The organism is Halorubrum cibi (assembly GCF_900182635.1).
GTDB lineage: Archaea > Halobacteriota > Halobacteria > Halobacteriales > Haloferacaceae > Halorubrum > Halorubrum cibi.
Genome location: NZ_FXTD01000005.1, coordinates 202,674 through 222,117, shown reverse-complemented (window position 1 = coordinate 222,117; position 19,444 = coordinate 202,674). Strand labels below are relative to the sequence as shown.

The 19,444-nt window shown below is 69.9% G+C and carries 17 protein-coding genes; 12 read left to right on the top strand and 5 right to left on the bottom strand.

Annotation, left to right across the window (positions count from 1 at the left end):
- Positions 1-8 precede the first annotated feature (8 nt).
- Both FN829_RS08560 and FN829_RS08555 read left to right on the top strand, forming a co-directional pair.
- Positions 9-1,178, top strand: a complete 1,170-nt coding sequence (locus tag FN829_RS08560; protein WP_142986556.1) for a pyridoxal phosphate-dependent aminotransferase — start codon at positions 9-11, stop codon at positions 1,176-1,178.
- A 384-nt stretch (positions 1,179-1,562) separates the two neighbouring features.
- Positions 1,563-2,939: an FAD-binding oxidoreductase gene (locus tag FN829_RS08555; RefSeq protein WP_142986555.1), complete on the top strand. Its 1,377-nt coding sequence runs from the start codon at positions 1,563-1,565 to the stop codon at positions 2,937-2,939.
- Positions 2,940-2,948: 9 nt separating this feature from the next.
- On the opposite strand, the gene FN829_RS08550 is transcribed toward FN829_RS08555, so the two are convergent.
- On the bottom strand, positions 2,949-3,731 hold the full coding sequence (locus FN829_RS08550; protein WP_142986554.1) for a hypothetical protein: 783 nt from the start codon (positions 3,729-3,731) through the stop codon (positions 2,949-2,951).
- 130 nt (positions 3,732-3,861) lie between these two features.
- On the bottom strand, positions 3,862-4,581 hold the full coding sequence (locus FN829_RS08545; RefSeq protein ID WP_142986553.1) for an SDR family NAD(P)-dependent oxidoreductase: 720 nt from the start codon (positions 4,579-4,581) through the stop codon (positions 3,862-3,864).
- A 259-nt stretch (positions 4,582-4,840) separates the two neighbouring features.
- Here FN829_RS08545 and FN829_RS08540 point away from each other — a divergent pair, with 259 nt between their 5' ends.
- From FN829_RS08540 to FN829_RS08520, 5 genes are all read left to right on the top strand, one after another.
- Positions 4,841-6,328: a hypothetical protein gene (locus FN829_RS08540; RefSeq protein WP_142986552.1), complete on the top strand. Its 1,488-nt coding sequence runs from the start codon at positions 4,841-4,843 to the stop codon at positions 6,326-6,328.
- On the top strand, positions 6,325-6,990 hold the full coding sequence (locus FN829_RS08535) for an ABC transporter ATP-binding protein (protein WP_142986551.1): 666 nt from the start codon (positions 6,325-6,327) through the stop codon (positions 6,988-6,990). Before FN829_RS08540 ends, FN829_RS08535 begins: the two co-directional genes overlap by 4 nt.
- A gap of 38 nt (positions 6,991-7,028) precedes the next feature.
- A complete protein-coding gene (locus FN829_RS08530) occupies positions 7,029-8,129 on the top strand; it encodes an ABC transporter permease (protein ID WP_142986592.1) in 1,101 nt (366 codons plus the stop codon).
- 122 nt (positions 8,130-8,251) lie between these two features.
- A complete protein-coding gene (locus FN829_RS08525; protein ID WP_142986550.1) occupies positions 8,252-9,928 on the top strand; it encodes a thiamine pyrophosphate-binding protein in 1,677 nt (558 codons plus the stop codon).
- A 78-nt stretch (positions 9,929-10,006) separates the two neighbouring features.
- Positions 10,007-11,239 carry a Zn-dependent hydrolase gene (locus FN829_RS08520; RefSeq protein ID WP_142986549.1) on the top strand — a complete coding sequence of 411 codons (1,233 nt, stop codon included), beginning with the start codon at positions 10,007-10,009 and terminating at the stop codon, positions 11,237-11,239.
- Between the two features lie 36 nt (positions 11,240-11,275).
- On the opposite strand, the gene FN829_RS08515 is transcribed toward FN829_RS08520, so the two are convergent.
- On the bottom strand, positions 11,276-12,148 hold the full coding sequence (locus FN829_RS08515) for an EamA family transporter (protein WP_142986548.1): 873 nt from the start codon (positions 12,146-12,148) through the stop codon (positions 11,276-11,278).
- 125 nt (positions 12,149-12,273) lie between these two features.
- Here FN829_RS08515 and FN829_RS08510 point away from each other — a divergent pair, with 125 nt between their 5' ends.
- Together FN829_RS08510 and FN829_RS08505 are read left to right on the top strand one after the other, a co-directional pair.
- Complete coding sequence (locus FN829_RS08510; protein ID WP_142986547.1) at positions 12,274-12,591, top strand: RPA12/RPB9/RPC11 RNA polymerase family protein; 318 nt, start codon at positions 12,274-12,276, stop codon at positions 12,589-12,591.
- A gap of 113 nt (positions 12,592-12,704) precedes the next feature.
- Complete coding sequence (locus FN829_RS08505) at positions 12,705-13,307, top strand: LURP-one-related/scramblase family protein (RefSeq protein WP_142986546.1); 603 nt, start codon at positions 12,705-12,707, stop codon at positions 13,305-13,307.
- Between the two features lie 49 nt (positions 13,308-13,356).
- On the opposite strand, the gene FN829_RS08500 is transcribed toward FN829_RS08505, so the two are convergent.
- A complete protein-coding gene (locus tag FN829_RS08500; RefSeq protein WP_142986545.1) occupies positions 13,357-14,808 on the bottom strand; it encodes an MATE family efflux transporter in 1,452 nt (483 codons plus the stop codon).
- A gap of 318 nt (positions 14,809-15,126) precedes the next feature.
- On the opposite strand from FN829_RS08500, the gene FN829_RS08495 reads away from it, so the two are divergent.
- Together FN829_RS08495 and FN829_RS08490 are read left to right on the top strand one after the other, a co-directional pair.
- Positions 15,127-16,374: an ArgE/DapE family deacylase gene (locus FN829_RS08495; protein WP_142986544.1), complete on the top strand. Its 1,248-nt coding sequence runs from the start codon at positions 15,127-15,129 to the stop codon at positions 16,372-16,374.
- A 60-nt stretch (positions 16,375-16,434) separates the two neighbouring features.
- On the top strand, positions 16,435-17,709 hold the full coding sequence (locus FN829_RS08490) for an amidohydrolase (RefSeq protein ID WP_142986543.1): 1,275 nt from the start codon (positions 16,435-16,437) through the stop codon (positions 17,707-17,709).
- 50 nt (positions 17,710-17,759) lie between these two features.
- On the opposite strand, the gene FN829_RS08485 is transcribed toward FN829_RS08490, so the two are convergent.
- The gene (locus tag FN829_RS08485) at positions 17,760-17,984 is read right to left on the bottom strand and encodes a hypothetical protein (protein ID WP_142986542.1); all 225 of its coding nucleotides are present in this window, start codon (positions 17,982-17,984) and stop codon (positions 17,760-17,762) included.
- Between the two features lie 252 nt (positions 17,985-18,236).
- Between FN829_RS08485 and FN829_RS08480 the strand changes: the two genes are divergently transcribed.
- Positions 18,237-19,262, top strand: coding sequence for a threonine ammonia-lyase (locus tag FN829_RS08480; protein ID WP_142986541.1), 1,026 nt, complete (start codon positions 18,237-18,239; stop codon positions 19,260-19,262).
- Positions 19,263-19,444 lie beyond the last annotated feature (182 nt).

The window sequence follows — 19,444 nt, the reverse complement described above, 5'->3', positions numbered from 1 at the left end:
CGCGGGGTATGACCTTCGAAAACGCGTTCGATCGTGCGCTCGGGAGCCGCCGGGTCGGCGGGATGAACGAGTCGGTCATTCGCGAGATGACTCGAGAGGCACACGCCCACGACGCGATCAACCTCTCACAGGGGATCCCGGACGAGGACGAGACGCCGCCGTCGGTCAAGCGGGCGGCGAGGGAGGCGATCGACACGGACAGCCAGTACACCATCACCTGGGGACTCCCCGCGCTCCGAGAGGCGGTCGCCGACCGCTACGCCGACTGGAAGGGGATCGAGTACGACCCGGAGACGGAAGTGACGATCACGAGCGGGACGAGCGAGGGGCTCATGTCCTCGCTCCTGGCGCTCTGTGACCCCGGCGACGGCGTCGTCTACTTCGAGCCGACCTACGAGAGCTACATCCCCGGCGTCCAGTTCGCTGAGGGGGAGCCGGTCCCGATCGACATCACCGACGGGCTGGCCGTCGAGGCGGACGCGCTCCGGGAGGCCGCCGCCGACGCGTCGATCCTGATCTTGAACCACCCGCACAACCCGACCGGGAAGGTGTTCACGCCCGAGGAACTCGAGCTGATCGCGGAGGTCGCGATCGAGGAGGACCTGATCGTGATCACCGACGAGATCTACGAACACATCGTCTACGCGGACCACTACCGCAGCCCGGTGACGGTCGACGGGCTCGCCGAGCGCACCGTCGTCTGTACCGGGATGTCGAAGACGTACTCGGTCACCGGGTGGCGCGTCGGGTTCGTGCTCGCGCCCGAACCGCTCTCGGCGGAGCTGCGGAAGTTCCACGACTACACGAGCATCTGCGCGCCGACGCCCTTCCAGCACGCCGGCGTCGAGGCGCTCTCGCTGCCCGAGAGCTACTACGAGGAGCTCTCCGACTCCTACGAGCGCCGCCGGGAGCAGCTGTACGACGGCCTCCGGTCGGTCGGGCTCGACCCCGTGAAGCCGGACGGGGCCTACTACATGCTGACGCGGTATCCGACCGACGAGGACGACACGGAGTTCTGTTTCCGGCTCATCCGCGAGGCGGGCGTCGCCGCGGTTCCCGGAAGCAGCTTCTACACCGATGAGGGCGAGGAGTGGGTCCGGTTCACCTTCTCGCGGAACGAGGAGACGATCGACCGCGCGATCGCTCGGCTCGACGAGAGCCGGTTCTGGGAGGAGTAGGGCCGTTCGTTCGAGGACGAGGGTTCCGTTGAATCCGATCCGGTCGGAGACGAGATTACCTGAAACACGGGGAAACTCCGATCGATCGAGACGAAGTCGTTGCTGGCGCGGTGACCATCTCCAAAGCCCCAGGCGCGAGGCACTCCGCGCCTCTGGCAGCCGGCGGCGTTGCCGCCGGCGACTGCCCCTTTGAGTCCCACCCCGCCCCGCAACCGGACAGCCCCGCACCTCACGCCTCCCCAGCCTCGCGGCTCGCGGTTTCACCGCTCGCCGCGTCCCTCGCGGTCGGGTTCGCGGTCGCCTGCGGCGACCGCTCACCGGCGCGCCACCGACCCGCTGCCATCCCGCCGCTACCTTTTTGCCCGTCACTCGCCAGGCTCTCGCATGACCGATACGTCCTTTCTCCGATCGATCCTCTCGCCGGACCAGGTGTCGACGACCGACGCCGACCGCGACCACCACGGCACCGACTGGGGAACCGCGCCCGAGTCGGCCTCCCCGCCCGACGTCGTCGTCTGGCCGGAGTCGACGGAGGAGGTCTCGGCGGTGCTCGCGGCCGCGACCGAGCGCGGGATCCCGGTCACGCCCTTCGCCGCCGGCACGGGGATCGAGGGCAACGCGGTCCCCGCTCACGGCGGGATCAGCCTCGATCTGACCCGGATGGACGCCGTGCTCGAGGTCCGGCCGGACGATCTCCAGATCGACGTCGAACCGGGCGTGATCGGGGCCGACGTCGACGAGGCGGTCGCCGCCCACGGGCTCTTCTTCCCGCCGCTTCCGACCTCCGGCGACATGGCGACGATCGGCGGGATGATCGCGACGAACGCCAGCGGGAAACGGACCGTCAAGTACGGGAAGGTGGGCGACTGGGTCCGTGAGATCGAGGTGGTCCTCGCCGACGGCTCCGTGCTCACGGCGGGGACGCGCGCCGAGAAGACCTCCTCGGGGTACGACCTCCGGGACCTGATCGTCGGCAGCGAGGGCACCCTCGGCGTGGTGACGCGAGCGACGCTCTCGCTCGCCGGCAGACCCGAGCGGACGCGGGTCGGGCGGGCGACGTTCGGGACCTTGGCGGACGCCACCGCGGCCGCCGCCGACCTCGTCTCCTCGGGCGTCGACGTCAGCGCCGTGGAGCTGGTCGACGGTCTGAGCGCCCGGATGGTGAACGACTACGTCGGCTCGGAGTTCCCCGAGGGGCCGACGCTCTTCTTGGAGTTCCAGGCCGACCACGGCCTCGAGCGGGAGGTGGAGTTCTGTCGGGCGATACTCGACGCGCACGACCCGGTCGAGGTCCTCCTCGACGGCGAGACCGACCCCGAGGCGGTGTGGAAGCCGCGGCACGAGCTGGCGGACGCGGTCCGGGCGTACTACCCCGAGCTGGAGTCGCTTCACGCCGGCGACGTCGCGGTGCCGATCGGCTCCTTCTCGGACATCGTCGCGCACGTCCACGCGGTGGCCGACGCCCACGACGTGCCGATCCCGACGTTCGGGCATTCCGGCGACGGCAACGTCCACTTCGACGTGCTCGTCGACCCCGACGAGGAGGGGGCCGTCGCGGAGGCCCACGAGATCTACGAGTCGATCGTCACGGAGGCGATCGACCTCGGCGGGACCGCCACCGGCGAGCACGGGATCGGGCAGGGGAAACGCGAGTTCCTGCCGGTCGAACACGGCGAGACCGGCGTCGCGGCGATGCGGTCGATCAAGGAGGCGCTCGATCCCCACGGGACGCTCAACCCTGGGAAGGTCTTCCCGGAGTAGGGAGAGTCCCTACAGCTCCGGCGTCGAGGAGGCGTCGATCGGATCCGCCGTCACGGAGCCGCCGGAGCCGCCGGACGACTCGTCGCGAAGCTGGAGGTACGCGGCGGCGATCACCCCGTACAGCGCGGTGAAGAGGACGCTGGTGACGACGCTCACGGCGACCTCGGAGGCGAGCGCGAGCCCCGCGAGGTCCAGGATCGACCCGACCGCGCCGACCGTGCCGCCGATCCCGCCGGAGAGGACCACGAGCAGGGCGAGCTTGAGCCGGTCGCCGCGCGCGAGCGCCCAGCTCCGCTTGAGCGCGCCGACCGTTCCCCGGTCCTCGACGCCGACCGCGAACGCGAAGAAGAGGAACGAGGCGGCGAGGAAGATCCCGGGGAAGAAGAGCGCCGCGAACCCGAGCGTGACCGCGATCGACACGACGACGCCGCCGACGACCATCGAGAGGGTCGCCCGGCCGGTCCGCCGCGTGAGCAGCTCCGAAGGGAACGACGCGAGGTCGCGAGCGGGGCGGGCCAGCGCCCGCGAGAGCACCACGAAGTAGACGGAGCTCGCGAGGAATGCCGCGGCGAGGAGCGCGACCCCGGCCTCCCCGGAGACGGGCAGCGCCAGTCCCGCGGTCTCGCCGAACTGCGCGGCCACCTCCGGGGGAAGGTAGCCGATCACGGCGGTGTTGACCGCCGCCTGTGTGACCAGTTGAATGGCGAGCAGCCCCGCGAGGAGGATCCCGCCGGTCCTGGTGAGTATCCGTCCGATGCCGTCGCTAACCGCCTGGCCGAGTTGGAGGGCCATGTCATCGAATCGAAACCACGAGCGTAATAAAACGACCGGATCGGCTTCGGTGGGAGGTCCGCGGCGGTGGAGTTTCGATCGCGTGACGGTCGCTCTCTCGACGTTCTCGTCCCCAAAGGTCCGAGACGGATCAGACGAACTCCGAGGGTCGCGGCCCGTTCGTGACGTGGACCTCGAACGGCTGCGTGCCGACGTCGTCCCGCTCGACGAGATGCCAGTACGTCTCGGCCAGTTCGTCGGGGTCGAGGAACGTCTCCGCCTCGCGCTCGGGCCGGCGCTCGCGGGCCTCCGGCGAGTCGATCTGCCCGTCGAGGACGACGTGGGCGACGTGGACGCCCTCCGGCCCGAACTCCTGGGCGATGTCCATCGCCATCCCGCGGGCGGCGAACTTCGCGGCCGTGAAGCCGATCGCCCCGCCGCGGCTCCGCACCGCGGAGGTCGCGCCCGTGAAGATCACCGTCCCGCCTCCCGTCTCGAGCATGTCCGAGACGGCCTCCCGCGAGCAGACGAACGCGCCGCGCCCGCCGACCGCCCACGCCTCCTCGAACTCCTCGACGCTCGTGTCCATGAGCCCCGTCCAGGAGGCCGCGCTCGCGTGGTTGACGAGGACGTCCACGGGACCGAACGCCTCCCGGACCGCCTCGAATCCCTCGCGGACCCGGTCCACGTCGGTCAGGTCGACGGGGACCGCGAGCCCCTCTCCCGGTTCCGGGAGGTCGGCCGCGAGCTCCTCGATGTACCCCGCCGACCGGGCGAACAGCGCGACCCGGCACCCCTCGGCGGCGAACTCCCGTGCGATCGACGCTCCGAGCCCCGGACCGACGCCGGCGACGACGACAGTGCGCGTCATGTCTCCCCGTACGCGCCGCGGGGTGAAAAACGCGGACCCGGACGGCCGGGAAACGGGTCGGGGACCGGGGAGCGAATCCGTACGAACGGGGGCCGCGGGATCGAGCGACGCTCCTCGGGGAAGACGATTTAACGGAGGGCGTTCTCCGGAGACGCGTGCAGCGCGAAGCCCTCCCACGACGCGCGTTCCGTGATCCGGACGTACAGACACCCAGTCCCTCGCGCCTGCCGATCCGCCGGCCGATCGGTGTGGTGGGCGAATGAACCGCCTCCGATCCGGCTCGGCCGTCGCCGGCGTCCTCCTGGCCTGCGCCCTCCTCGCGGGGTCGTTCGGCGGGACCGCGGCGCTCGCCTCGGCCGACACCCCCGCCGTACAGGTCTCCTCCGTGACCGCGTCGCCGGACTCCCCGGTCGTCGGCGAGACCGTCGCGATGGAGACGACGATCGCCAACCTCGAGGGGACCAACGGGACCGTCGAGATCACGGACGTGTACTTCAGGGACTGGCCGACCGAGTTCGAACGCGCCGAGAACGTGGGCTCCGTCGCCCCCGGCGGAAGCGTGACCGTACCGGTGACGACCGTCTTCGACGAGCCGGGCGAAAAGCGGATCACCGTCAACGTCGTCGTCAGGGACGAGGCGGGCGACTCCCACTCGTACTCGTACCCCCTCGTGGTCGACGTCGAGGAGCCCGACGCGGACGGGGGCCTCTCGGTGGATCGAAACGCCTCCGGAGAGACCGCCGTGACGCTCACGAACTACGGGAACGTGGACTTCACCGACGTCGAGGTCGCCGCCGTGACCGGGGACGACCGCCGGGACCGACGACGCGCGCTCGACGTCGAGCCCGGCGGCGATCGGACGGTCACGTTCGACACGGAGGGGTACGACAGGGCCGATCTCGCGTTCGTCGCGAACTACGCCGCGAACGGCGAGACCTACCGGCTCAGGCGCGCGTTCGGCGAGACGCCCGACGTGCGAGGCGGCCTCTCGGTCGACGAGAACGACCCGGACCGGGCGACGGTCACCCTCGACAACTACGGGAACGTGGCGTTCTCCGACGTCGAGGTCCGCGTGCTGATCGACGGCGAGGTACGCGACCGGCGGTTCGTCCGAGACGTCCGAGCCGACGGGAACCGATCGATCGCGTTCGATACCGAGGGGTACGACGCCGAGAACGTCACGTTCGCCGCGAGGTACCTCGCGAACGGCGAGACGCACGAGGTGACTCGCGAGGTCGCGCTCGAACCGGAAGTCTCCGGAGAGGTACGCCTGACCGCCACGGAGGCCACGCAGCGCGGCGGGAGCGTGTCGATCGACGGGGAGGCGGCGAACGTCGGCGGGACCGACGTCGAGTCCGTCCTCCTGAACGTGCGGGACGCCGACGGCGTCACGCCCGACGACGGGAGCGGTGAGTACTTCGTCGGCGCGATAGACGCGAGCGAGTTCGCCACGTTCGAACTCTCCGCGTCCATCGCGAACGGGACGTCGACGATTCCCGTCGAGGTCTCCTATCTCGTCGACGGCGAGCGGGTCACGACGACGCGAACCGTGACCGTCTCCTCGACCGGGCTCCCGCCGACGGGAGCCGCGACGGGCGCTCCCGACGGCGGCGGGCCGTCCGGAGGCGGCGGAGCTCCGCGGGGACCGCCGGGCGGGTCCGGGCTGCCGACGGTCCCGATACTCGTCGGAGTCATCGCCGTGATCGGTGCCGCCGGCGGGCTCTATTACCTCTGGAACCGCGAATGAGCGTCGTCGAACTCCGCGGCGTGGGCAAACGCTACGAGAGCGGTGCCGAGATCATCGACGCCCTGAAGGGCGTCGACTTCTCGGCCGAACGCGGCGAGATGGTCACCATCACCGGTCCCTCGGGGAGCGGCAAGAGCACGATGCTCAACCTGATCGGCCTGCTCGACGAGCCCACCGAGGGGACCGTGTCGCTCCGAGGGCGGAACGTGACGGACTTCGGCGAGGACGAGCGCACGGAGGAGCGCCGCTCCGCGCTCGGGTTCGTCTTCCAGGACTTCCACCTCCTCCCCATGCTCACCGCCGTCGAGAACGTCGAACTCCCCTCGATGTGGGACACCTCCGTCGACCGGCACGACCGCGCCGTCGACCTCCTCCGTCGCGTCGGTCTCGGCGACCGGCTCACGCACACGCCCGACGAGCTGTCGGGCGGGCAGAAACAGCGCGTCGCGATCGCCCGGTCGCTCGTCAACGAGCCGGAGGTGCTCCTCGCGGACGAGCCGACGGGGAACCTCGACCAGGACACGGGAGGGACCATCCTCGACGAGATCACGCGACTGAAAAACGAGGAGGACCTCGCCGTCATCGCGATCACGCACGACGAACAGCTGGTCGAGTACGCCGATCGCGTCGTTCGGCTCGTCGACGGGGTGACGCGAACGTGAGGATCGCCTCCCTCCTCTGGCGGTTCCCGAGCGTGTTGATGGCGTGGCGCAACCTCGGGCGGAACAGGCTGCGAACGGCGCTCGCGGCACTCGGGATCGTCATCGGCGTCGTCGCCATCTGTTCGCTGGGGATGGCCACCGTCGCGCTCGAACAGCAGGCGACCGCACAGCTCGGCGACCTCACGAACGAGGTGACCGTCTCCTCGGGGGCGGACAGCGACACGGACGGGGTGACGGGAGAGCAGGTCGAGGAGATGCGGGCGATCGTGACCGACGCACGGGTGATCCCCCAGAAGACGAACGCGACGACGCTCGAGGCGAGAAACGGCATGGAGGCGAGGATGAGCGTGACGGGGGTGACCGACGCGAGCGCGCTGTACGACCTCACCGAGGGGGAAGCCCCCGAGCGGTTACAGTCCGGCGCGTTGATCAGCAACGCCACGGCGGACAGGCTCGGTCTCGAGTCCGGCGATCCAGTCGAGTACGACGGGCGGATCTACCGGATCCGCGGGTTCATCGAGTCGGAGCACTCGTTCGGCTTCGGCGGCGGGGACCTCGTGATCCCGGTCTCGGGGCTCGCCGACCAGCGACACTACGACACGGTGACGATCATCGCGGCCGACGGCGACGCGGCCGGTCGGATCGGCGACCGGCTCGACACCCGGTTCAACACCGAGGAGGACGAGGAACTGCGCGTCACCACGTTCGGGAACCGGGCGCAGGTCGGCGGGTTCCTCGACACGCTGTCGCTCGCGTTGCTCGGGATCGGGGGGATCTCGCTCGTCGTCGCGAGCGTCGCCATCCTCAACGTGATGTTGATGAGCACGGTCGAGCGTCGCGGCGAGATCGGCGTGCTTCGAGCGGTCGGGATCCGCCGGGGCGAGGTGTTGCGGATGATCCTGACCGAGGCGACGCTGCTCGGCGCGCTCGGCGGCCTGGTCGGCGCGCTCGTGTCGCTCGCGACGGGGATGGTGCTGTTTCACGTGATCACGGGCGACGCGACCGGCGCGCTCGGGTGGGCGAGCTCGCGGTACCTGGCGTACGGCTTCGGGTTCGCGGTGGCGGCCAGCGTCCTGAGCGGCGTGTATCCCGCCTGGAAGGCCGCGAACGAGTCTCCCGTGGAGGCGCTCCGCGGCTGAGCGCACACTGCCGACGGCGTCGGCGTCGCCACCGTCGGACGCTCGTTCATCGACCGCCCGTTCGTCGGCCGGGCGTTCCGAGGCCCAAATCGTTTTTTACGGTCGGGCGAGACTCTCCGAGCATGGCAGTCACCGGGGCGGAATATCTGGTCGACGCGTTGGAGGAGTACGGCGTAGAACACGTCTTCGGAAACCCCGGAACGACGGAGCTTCCGACCGTTCAGGCGGTCTCGGACAGCTCGATCGAGTATGTCCTCGCCCTCCACGAGGACGTGGCCACCGGGATGGCCGCGGGGTACGCCACGGCGCGGCGGTACCACTCGCATCACGACGATTCCGTGAACCCGCTCGGCGTCACGAACCTCCACGTCGCGCCGGGGCTCGCACACGGCGTCGGCAACGTCATCGGGGCCGCCTTCTCCGGCTCGCCGCTCCTCGTCACCGCGGGCAACTACAGCACCGACTTCCAACACGAGGAGCCCATCCTCCACGGCGACCTCGAGGCACTCGTCGACCAGTACACGAAGTGGAGCGCCTCCGTCCCCTCCGTCGAGGCCCTCCCGGCGATGCTGCGGCGGGCGGTACGACAGGCGCTCACCCCGCCGACGGGCCCAGTCTTCCTCGAGTTGCCAGTCGACGTGATGACCGACGAGACCGACGCCGGGGTCCAGCGGCTCGGCCCGATCCCCGACGCGGGACGCGGCGACCCCGACGCGGTCGCGGCCGCCGCACGTCTCGTGGCCGAGGCCGACGAGCCCGTGATGGTGATCGGCGACGAGGTCGCCCGGTCGGGCCCCGCCGCGATCGAGGCGGCCGTCGACTTCGCGGAGTCGGCCGGCGTCCGGGTCCACGGCGAGTTCATCACCGCGGAGTCGAACTTCCCGACCGACCACGAGCTCTGGGGCGGGACGGTGCCGGGGACCGAGCCCGGGTTCGTCGAGACCGTCGACGGCGACACGGTCGTCTTCGTCGGCTGTGGCTCGGCGACGACCTCGCTCGCGCACGACGAGGAGCTGCTCGCCGACGCGACGATCGTCCAGATCGGCCCGGACGGCTGGGAGCTCGGGAAGAACTGGCCCGCGGACGCGTCGGTTCTCGGCGACCCCGAACACGTGTTCCGCGAGCTCACGGAACTCCTCTCGGAGGAGCTCCCCGCGAGCGAGCGCGACGAGCGCCTCGACCGAGCCCGCGAGCGCGTCGCGGCGATCCGCGAGGACCAGCGCCCCGCCGCTCCCGACCCGGACGACCCGCGCGCGTCCAAGGGCCAACTGGGCGAAGCGATGGCCGAGGCCGCGTCGGACGCGCTCGTCGTCAACGAGGGCGTCACCGCGGGCCACGCGGTCCGGTGGAGCGTCCCACTCGGCCCCGAACAGTGGATCGCGAACAAGAGCGGCGGGCTCGGTTACGGGCTCCCGGCGGCGATCGGGGCGGCGATCGCCGAGCGCGAGCGCCCCGACCCGCGCGACGTGGTCGCGTTCATCGGCGACGGGTCGTACTTCTACTACCCGCAGGCGATCTACTCGGCCGTGCGACACGGCGTCGATATCACCACGGTCGTCGCCGACAACCGGAACTACCGGATCTTGAAGGACAACACGCTCCGGGTGCTCGGCGGCGAGGAGGGCGACCACGACTTCACCGCGATGGACTTCGAGCCGCCGATGGACATCCCCGCGAACGCGGAGAGCTACGGCGCGACGGGGGAACTCGTCGACGACCCCGACGCGATCGCGGACGCGATCACGGAGAGCCGCGAGCGGGACGGCCCGACCGTCCTCGACGTCGCCATCCACGACTGAACGGGGGCGACCCGGCCACCGGACGCGGACGACATCGCGGCCGCCGGATTTAGTTACCCCTCCGACGCAGTGGGAGACATGGTCACCATCGACCCCGAACGGTTCAGGGAGACGTTCGAACGGTACTCCGAGATCGGCCGAACCGACGCCGACGGCCTCCACCGGCTGGCGCTCTCCGAGGAGGACCGGGAGGTTCGGGACCTGTTCGTCTCGGATCTCGAGGACCTCGGCCTCGAGGTCCGGATCGACCGGATCGGAAACGTCTTCGGGCGCGCGGAGGGGACCGACCCCGACGCCGAGCCGGTGCTGATCGGATCACACCTCGACTCACAGCCCTACGGCGGCCGGTTCGACGGCCAGCTCGGCGTCCTCTCCGCGCTCGAGACGCTCCGGGCGTTCGACGACGAGGACGTCGAGCACCGCCGGCCGATCGAGATCGTGAACTGGACGAACGAGGAGGGGTCGCGGTTCAAGCCGGCGCTGATGGGCAGCGGGGCGTTCACCGGCGAGCTCGACCTCGCGGAGGTGCTCGAGCACGCGGACGCCGACGGCGTGACCGTCGCGGAGGCGCTCGATCGGATCGGGTATCGCGGCGACCAGCCGGTCGGCCCCCGCGAGGAGTACCACTCCTCGCTCGAACTTCACGTCGAGCAGGGGCCGAAACTCGAGGACGAGGGGCTCTCGGTCGGCGTCGTCGAGGGCGTGTTCGGGATGGCGTGGCTCGAGGTGGTGGTCCACGGCGACGCCGACCACGCCGGACCGTCCCCGATGTACTCCCGGAAGGACGCGCTCGTCGCCGCCTCGGACGTCGTCGGCGCGGTCCGGCGGCTGTCGAACCGCTTCGCCGACGACGTGGTCACGACCGTCGGGGAACTCGAGGTGGAGCCCGGCTCGATCAACGTCATCCCCTCGGAGGTCCGGTTCACGGTCGACGTTCGCAGCTACGACGACGGGGTCGTCGGCGACCTCGTCGAGGCGGTCGAACGCGAGGTCGAGACCGCCTGCGAGCGCGAGGGCGTCGAGTACGACCTCGAGGAGATCTGGCGGATCCCCCACACGGAGTTCTCGCCGAGGGTCGCCGAGACCGCGCTTTCCGCCGCCGACGACGTGGGGGCATCCCACCGGGCGATGGTGAGCGGGGCCGGCCACGACGCGAGCTACGTGAACGAGATCACGGACACCGCCATGCTGTTCGTGCCGAGCGTCGACGGCAAGACCCACAACGAGGCCGAGTTCACGGAGTGGGCGGACGCCGAGGAGGGCGCGCGCGTGTACGTCGAGACGGTGAAGCGGCTGGCGGACGTGGAGTGAGGTGAGCTCGGGGTCGCTTCCGGACTGCCATCGGCCTCAAAGCGCGATCAGCGTCACGCCGACCACCGCAAGCAGCGCCGCGATCAGCCGGAGCCGGAAGTAGCGCTCGCCGAGCAGCACGCCGCCGAGGACGACCGCGACGATCGCCTGCGTGTTGATCACCGGCGAGGCGATGCTGGCGGGCAACGACGCGAACGCGAGCGTCGTGACGTGCTCGCCGACCGCGACGATCCCGCCCGCGGCGGCCAGCTTCGGGAGGTCGGCGCGGACCCCGGTGGGCGGGTTTCGGACCGCGCTCGGAAGCAGGACGAGCGCGACGCCGACCAGAAGAAGCGGAACCCACAGCGTCTCGGGGAGCGCGAGCTCCTGGAGCGCGACGCGTTTCCCGAGGTCGCTCACCGCGTAACACATCGCGCTCACCAGAGCGAGTTGAGCCGGGCGCGATCGGGCCGCCTTGCGGAACGGCTCGAGGAGTCCGCCCGGCTCGTAGTTGGCGACGTACACCGCGAACGTCGCGACGACGACCCCGAGCACTTGGACGGGACGCAACACCTCCCCGAGCAGCAGCACCTCGAGCGGGAGGACGAACATCGGCACGACCTTGTTGATCGGCGTCACGTACGAGACCTGGCCCTCGGCTATTGCCCGCAGGAAGAGGACGAACGCGAGCGCGGTCGACGCGACGGTGAGCGCGACGATCCCGACCTCGGGGAGTCCGAACGCGCCGAGCGCGGCGAGGGATCCCTCGCGGTCGGCGAGGGTGACCGGGGCGTACCAGGCCAACGCGAACGAGTTGATACAGACGGTGAGCGCGGCCGGAGAGTACCCGTCGAACCACCGCTTCAGTACGAAGACGTAAACGCCCCAGACGACGGCGGCGACGACCGCGAACCCGAGGCCGAGATCCATCGCTCGCCCGGACGACCGGGCGATTCAAGAGGCGTTCGATCGGGCGACGGAGTGGACATCGCGGCGGCGACGTGGCGGATCGGAAGTCGACACGTATATCCGAGGGCCGCGCGGCCCTCGTTCGTATGCGATTCTGCGACGAGTGCGGGTCGATGATGCACACGGAGGGTGACGCGTGGGTGTGTCGCTCCTGTGAGAACCGGGAGCCGCGGGACTCCCGGGCGGAAACGGCGATGACGACGCAGGACGGACAGCGGGACGACGGGGCACCCGCCGTGGCCGACGCGACCCAGGGTTCCACCGAGACGACACGGGAGCCGTGTCCGGCCGACGACTGCGACGGCGAACGAGCCGACTACGAGATGATGCCGAAGCCGGGCGGCTCCTACGAGGTGCGCTTGTTCACCTGCGTCGAGTGCGGTCGCAAGTGGCGCGACTCCTGACGGCGCGTCTCGCGAACCTCGCCGCGTGAAACGGCGACCCGGTTCTCACCGTTCGAATCCGTCTCCCGCGGCCGAGCGGAACCTTTTTGCGGCCCGTGACGCCCCCTTTGCGCATGGTCGAGCCCTCCGCCTCCGAGTCGTCATCGAACCGCTACGACATCTCGACGGTCGACCTCGTCGACGATCGCTACGAGGTGAAACAGTCCGCGATCCGGAACAAGTACGCCGTCCGTGACGGCGCGGGAAACGTCGTCCTCCGCGGGAAACAGAAGATGTTCAAGATGAAAGAGGAGTTCCCGTTCGTCACCGGCGACGATCGGGACGCGTTCACGGTGAAGGCGGGCGGCATCATGGACGTCGCGGGGAACTACGCGATCATCGACGCGGGGACCGGCGAGGAGGTCGTCGTCCTCGACGAGGACTTCTCGATCTTCGTGGAGAACTGGACGATCCGCGACCCCGATTCCGGCGAGGCACTCGCCACCATCCGGTCGAAGAACAAACTCCTCTCGGCGCTTCGACACCTCGTCTCGGTCGCGAACCTCGTCCCGAACAAGTACGAGATATTCGACGCCGACGGCGACCACGTCGGCGACATCGAGGGGAAGTTCTCGCTGCGAGACGCCTACACGGTCAGTATCGACGACGCGACCGGCGTCCCGAAGGAGGCGGTGATCGCCGCCGCGTGCGTCCTCGACGCGTTGGAGAACCAGTGAAGGAGCCGGGATCGCCGTCGGCCGGGACGCTCCCGCCGCCGTCGACGCCTCAGTCGTCGGTCGACTCGGGGCTCGCGATCGGTTCCTCGACGTCGACGCCCCGCTCCGTGAGGTCTCCCTCACGCCAAGTACCACGACGGTACCAGGCGTAGGCGACCGCCGCGCCGACGACGTTCGAGACCGCGAACGACAGCCAGATGCCCGTCTCGCCGATCCGGCCGGCGGCGACCCACGCGATCGGGAACCGGACGACGCCGAGCATCAACACGGAGATGGCGGCGGCCGTGAGCGTCCTTCCGGCGCCCCGGAAGCTCCCGGTGTACGCCCGCATGATCCCGATGAACCCGAAGGTCAACGCGACCACCCGCAGGAACTGTGAACCGACCGCCACGACCCGGTCGGCAGCGACCTGGTCCGCCCCGACGAACACCGAGACGATCGGCTCGGGGACGAGGAACACGAGGATCCCGACGGCGGAGAGGATCCCGAAGAGCGTCTTCGCGGCCAGATCGGCGGCCCGTTCCGCGCGGTCCGGCCGGTTCGCTCCCACGTTCTGGCCGGTCATCGTCTCGACGCCGCGGGCGACCGCGATCGCCGGCAGGAACACCACCGAGAACACCCGCGTCCCGATGCCGTAGGCGGCGACGATCGGGTCGGGAAAGAGCGCGACGATGAATAAGAGCAGGTTCATCGACAGCGCCCGGCCCGTCCCCTCGACCGTCGCGGGGAGGCCGATCCGCAGAAGCCGGCGCAGGTAGTCCGCGTCGGGCGCCATGTCGCCGAGGCGGATCCGGACCCCGCGAGTCCCACGGAACATGATCGCGAGGCCGACGACGAGCGCCAGCGCCCGGGAGAACACCGTCGCGATGGCGGCTCCCTCGATCCCGAGCGCGGGGAACGGCCCCCAGCCGAAGATCAGGAACGGGTCGAGCGCGATGTTGAGCACCACGGACCCGAACATCACGAGCATCGGCGTGATCGTGTCGCCGTACCCGCGCATGAGCGCGATGAACACCGCGAAGCCGAACATGAAGACGAGCCCCGCCGAGATGGTCTCCATGTATCGCGCCGCCAGCGGAAGGACGCTCTCCGATGCGCCCATTATCCCGAGGAACTCCTCGACGAGGAAGTAGCCGACGCCCCCGAGCAGCACCGAGGCGATCACCGCGAACGTCACCGTCTGAGAGGCCGCGTACTCCGCCTCGCGCGACTTTTCCGCGCCGGTGTACTGTGCGACGAGGACGCTCCCGGCGACGGAGATCCCCATCCCCAACGAGATGAGCAGAAAGACCATCGGAAACGCGAAGCTGATCGCCGCCAGCGCGTCCGTACTGTACTGCCCGAGCCAGAAGGTGTCCGCGAGGTTGTAGGCGGTCTGAAAGAGGTTCGTGACGACGATCGGCATCGAGAGGAAAAACAGCGGCTTACCGATGCCGCCCGAGGTGAGATCGAACTCCTCGGGCCCTTTGAACAGAGAGTCGATCCGGTTCCGGATCCCCATCAGCGGGTCGCCTCCGAACCCGCGGTCTCGGTGTCTTCCATGTCGATGAGTGGTCGAACTTACTAACTAGTTAGTCAAAAATCTTCGGAACCAGACGATCCACTTGGAGATCGGTTTCTGGGTCACGTATCTACCGTCTCCGACTGATAGAACGGTATCTTTGACGTCGAAAGGGGATCGAACGCGACCGGATCGCCCCGAACCGGACCGGGTTGGAACGGAGCGGAGCGGATCGAGTCCGTCTCGATCGCGTGAGGAACGGTACCACCCCTACGGATCCGAAATCTGTTATGGGTGGTCGTGGTACTCCTCGACGACATGGACGTCCGCGAAGACGCGTTGCGGGAGACGATCCGAGAACTGGTTTCCTTCGAGAGCTATCCGGGCGAGGAGGCGGCGGTTCAGTCCTGGTTCCGCGAGCATCTCTCCGACCTCGGCTTCGAGGTGTACGAGTGGGAGCCCGATCCCGAACTCCTGGATGAACATCCCTCGTTCCCCCCGGTCGAAACGCTCGATCTGAAGGACCGACCGAGCCTCGGCGGCGTCCTCGAACTCGGCGACCCCGACGCCGGCCCGACCGTCGTGTTGAACGGCCACGTCGACGTGGTTCCGGTCGACGAGGGCTCCTGGACGAAGCCCTCGTTCGATCCTCACTGGGAGGACGGCCGCCTCTACGGGCGCGGATCGCTCGACATGAAGTCGGGACTCGCCGCCTGCGTCTTCGCGGCGCTCGCGGTCGAAGAACGTGCGGACGAACTCGGCCTCGACGGCCGGATCGTCGTCGAGGGCGTCGTCGGCGAGGAGGAAGGCGGTATCGGCGCGGCCGTCGCCGCCGGGAGGAACCCGTATCCCTTCGAGCGCGACGCGGCGATCATCGCCGAGCCCACGGACCTCTCGCTCGTCGTCGCCGCCGAGGGGAGCCTGATGAAGCGGCTCGAGATATTCGGCGAGTCGGCTCACGCCGCCCGAACCTGGGAGGGCGAGTCGGTGCTCCCGCACTTCGAACGGGTCCGCCACGCGTTCGAGAACCTCGAGCGCGAGCGCGCCGAGCGCGTCACCCACCCGCTGTTCGAGGCGTTCGACAACCCGTGGCCGATCAACTTCGGCACCGTCGAGGCCGGCGACTGGGCGTCGTCGGTTCCGTCCCACCTCACTTCCGAGATCCGGATCGGCGTCGCTCCCCAGGAGACGGTCGCGGGGGTCGAAGCCGAGTTCCGAGAGCGGCTCGACGAGGTCGTCGCCGAGAGCGAGTGGCTCACCGAGCATCCGCCGACCTTCGAGCGGTTCTCGGTCCAGTTCGAGGGGTCGGAGGTGGACAGAGACGAGCCGGTCGTCGAGCGCGTGGCGGAGGCTGCGAGCGATCACGGCATCGAGCCGAATTACGAGGGGTTCACCGGCGGCACCGACGCCCGCCACTACCTCGACGCCGGGATCCCGACGGTCGTGTTCGGTCCCGGCTCGGTCGACCTCGCGCACACGCCCGACGAGCACATCGAGTGGGACGACGTCCGGCTCGCGAGCGAGATCATCGCCGACGCGACCGCGGCGACGCTCGAGTCGTACTGATCCCGGCCGAAACCACCGTTCAGGTCAACGCTTAAGCGATCCTTCCGCCAACCCGTCCCCGTGAACGCGAAATCGCAGTCCCGACTGATCGAGTTGCGTCGCGATCTCCACCGGCGGCCGGAGATCGGCTGGCGCGAGTTCTACACCACGGACCGGATCGTCGAGGAGTTGGAGGAGATCGGTCCCGACGAGCTGTACGTCGGCCACGAGATCCACCGCGAGGAACGGATCCGCCCCCCCACCGACGACCAGTTGGCCCGCGCCCGCGAGCGGGCGCTCGAGACCGGCGTCGACGACGACGTGCTTTCGCAGGTCGAGGACGGTTACACCGGCGCGCTCGCGGTCCTCGAGAAGGGCAACGGGCCGACCGTCCTGGTGCGCGTCGACATCGACGGGCTCCCCCAGCCCGAGTCCGACGACCCCGACCACCACCCCGCCGCGGAGGGGTTCCGGTCGGAATACGACGAGCGCATGCACGCCTGTGGCCACGACGCGCACGCCGCCATCGGCGTCGGGGTGTTCGAGGCAGTGAAAGAGAGCGACTTCGAAGGGACCCTCAAGGTGCTCTTTCAGCCCGCGGAGGAACTGGGCGCGGGCGCGGCCTCCGTGGTCGGCAGCGGCCACCTCGAGGACGTCGACTCCCTCATCGCCGTCCACGTCGGCCTCGACGTCGAGACCGGGGTCGTGATCCCCGGCATCGAGTCGTTCCTCGCGATAAACGGCTTCGAAGCGACCTTCGAGGGGGCGCCGGCTCACGCCGGCAACAGCCCGCACGAGGGCGCACACGCCATCCAGGCGCTGTCGACCGCGGTCGGGAACCTCCACGCGATCCCCAGACACGGCGACGGTGCGACGCGGATCAACGTCGGCGTCGTCGAAGGCGGGACAGCGACGAACGTCGTGCCGGAGTCGGCCTCGCTCGAGGGAGAGGTCCGCGGGACGACGACCGATCTCAGAGACTACCTCGAGGAGCACGCGACTCGCGTGCTCCGGAGTGCGGCCGAACTCCACGACTGCGAGGTGGACGTTTCGTTCCGCAACGGCGCGCCGAGCGCCGAGTGCGACGACTCGATCGTCGACGCCGTCTCCGCGGCCGCGGCGGGACGCGACGCGACGGTCACGCCCGACGAGGGCGACGCGCTCGGCGGCAGCGAGGACGCGACGCGGCTGATGCGGGCGGTCCAGCGGAACGGCGGCGAGGCGACCTACGTCGGCTTCGGCGCGAGCAACCCCACGGGCCACCACACCGCGACGTTCGACGTCGACGAGGCGGTCATCCCTCTGGCGGTCGACACCCTGACCGATGCGGTCCGGTCGCTGTCGGCCGCGGAGTGACCGACCCGCTCGCGACGGGGACCGTCACCCGGCCCCCGCGGCGGGAGCCGTCACGCGAACTCTGCCAGCGCCAAGAGGACGCTCGGCGCGGCGAGCAACACGAGGCCGACGAGCATCAGTCCCGCGGGGATCCAGAGCAGCCCCGTCTCGGTGAGTGCCCAGAGCGCGACCCCCGCGAGGACGGCGATCAGACCGACGGCGCGAAGCAGCCAACTGACGACGCCCTCCAGCCCGGCGTCGGCGACGAGGTCGACCGCGTCCAGTAGCTCGTCCATGGGGGGCGGTTCGCGCTCGGAGAAACTTGAGCGGATCGGACGCGAGCGGGCGGGGAGAACGCGATCGAGGGGATCGAATCCGATAGGGAAGGTCGAACGCGGCGCTGGTGGAGCCGGCGAGTCGACCCCGCATGCGAACGCTTATCGACGTCGGTGGAGACGGCGAAGCAAGGTGATGTCCATGGGACGTGACGACACGAGACACGTCGAAGCGGCACCGAATCGGGACGCGGTCGGTCGGAGACACGGGGGATGGCGGGCGTGAGCCGGTACGAGCCCGTCGACTCGCCGGACGCGACGACGATATTCCCGTACCACGATCTCACGCCGCCGGAGCCGGGCGACGTGTACGAGGCCCGCGAGGTCGTCCGACGGTACCTCCCGCGGACGCCGCTGGTCCGCAGCGAGGCGCTCTCCGCGGAGACCGGCGCGGACGTGTACTTCAAACGCGAGGACACGCTCCCGACGGGCGCGTTCAAGGTCCGCGGCGGCGTCACGCTCGGCCACCGACTGTCCGAGGAGTTCCGCGAGGCGGGGCTCATCGCGGCGTCGACCGGGAACCACGGCCAGTCGGTCGCCTACGCCGGCCGCGAGTTCGGGGTCCCGGTGACGATCGCCGTCCCCGGCGACCCGAACCCGGAGAAGGTGGCCGCGATGGAGCGGTTCGGCGCGGAGGTCGTCGCGACCGGCGCCGACTACGACGAGGCGCGCGAGTGGGCCGAGCGCCGGGCGGCCGAGGACGGGCTCCGGTACGTCCACTCGGCGAACGAACCGGACCTCGTCGCCGGCGTCGCCACGGCCGGGCTGGAGGTACTGGAGACGCTGCCGGACGTCGACCGCGTCGTCTGCCCGATCGGCGGCGGGAGCGGCGCGGCGGGTTACTGTCTCACGACCGGCGCGATCGGTGGCGCGGAGGTCGTGGGAGTCCAGTCCGCGGCCGCGGACGCGACCTACAGGGCGTACCACGAGGGCCACTTGGACGAACAGGAGTCGGCGACGACGGAGGCGGAGGGGATCTCCTCGCGGGCCCCGTTCGCGCTCACGGTCGAGATCCTCCGCGACCGGCTGGACGACCTGATCACCGTCCCCGAAGAGGCGATCTGGGACGGCGTGCGGGACGTGTTGGCGGAGGAACGGATCCTCATCGAGGGTGCCTCCGCATCCGCCGTCGCCGCGGTGCGGTCGATGGACGACGTCGCGGGCGAGACCGTCGTCCTCCCGGTCACCGGCCGCAACCTCTCGACCGAGAAGCTCCGGCGGGCGGTCGCGCCCCCGTGAGACGGCGCGCGCAGGTGCGCCCCCGTGAGACGGCGCGTGGCGGGTGTACCCCGCGTCACCGCCCGCTCGCCCGACAGGATTAATTGGGAGGCCCGTCGTTTGGTTAGGTTAGTTGTCAACAGACAACGAGTACCATGACACGGGACACATCCGCGGCCGCGACGGTCGCCGCACCGACGAAC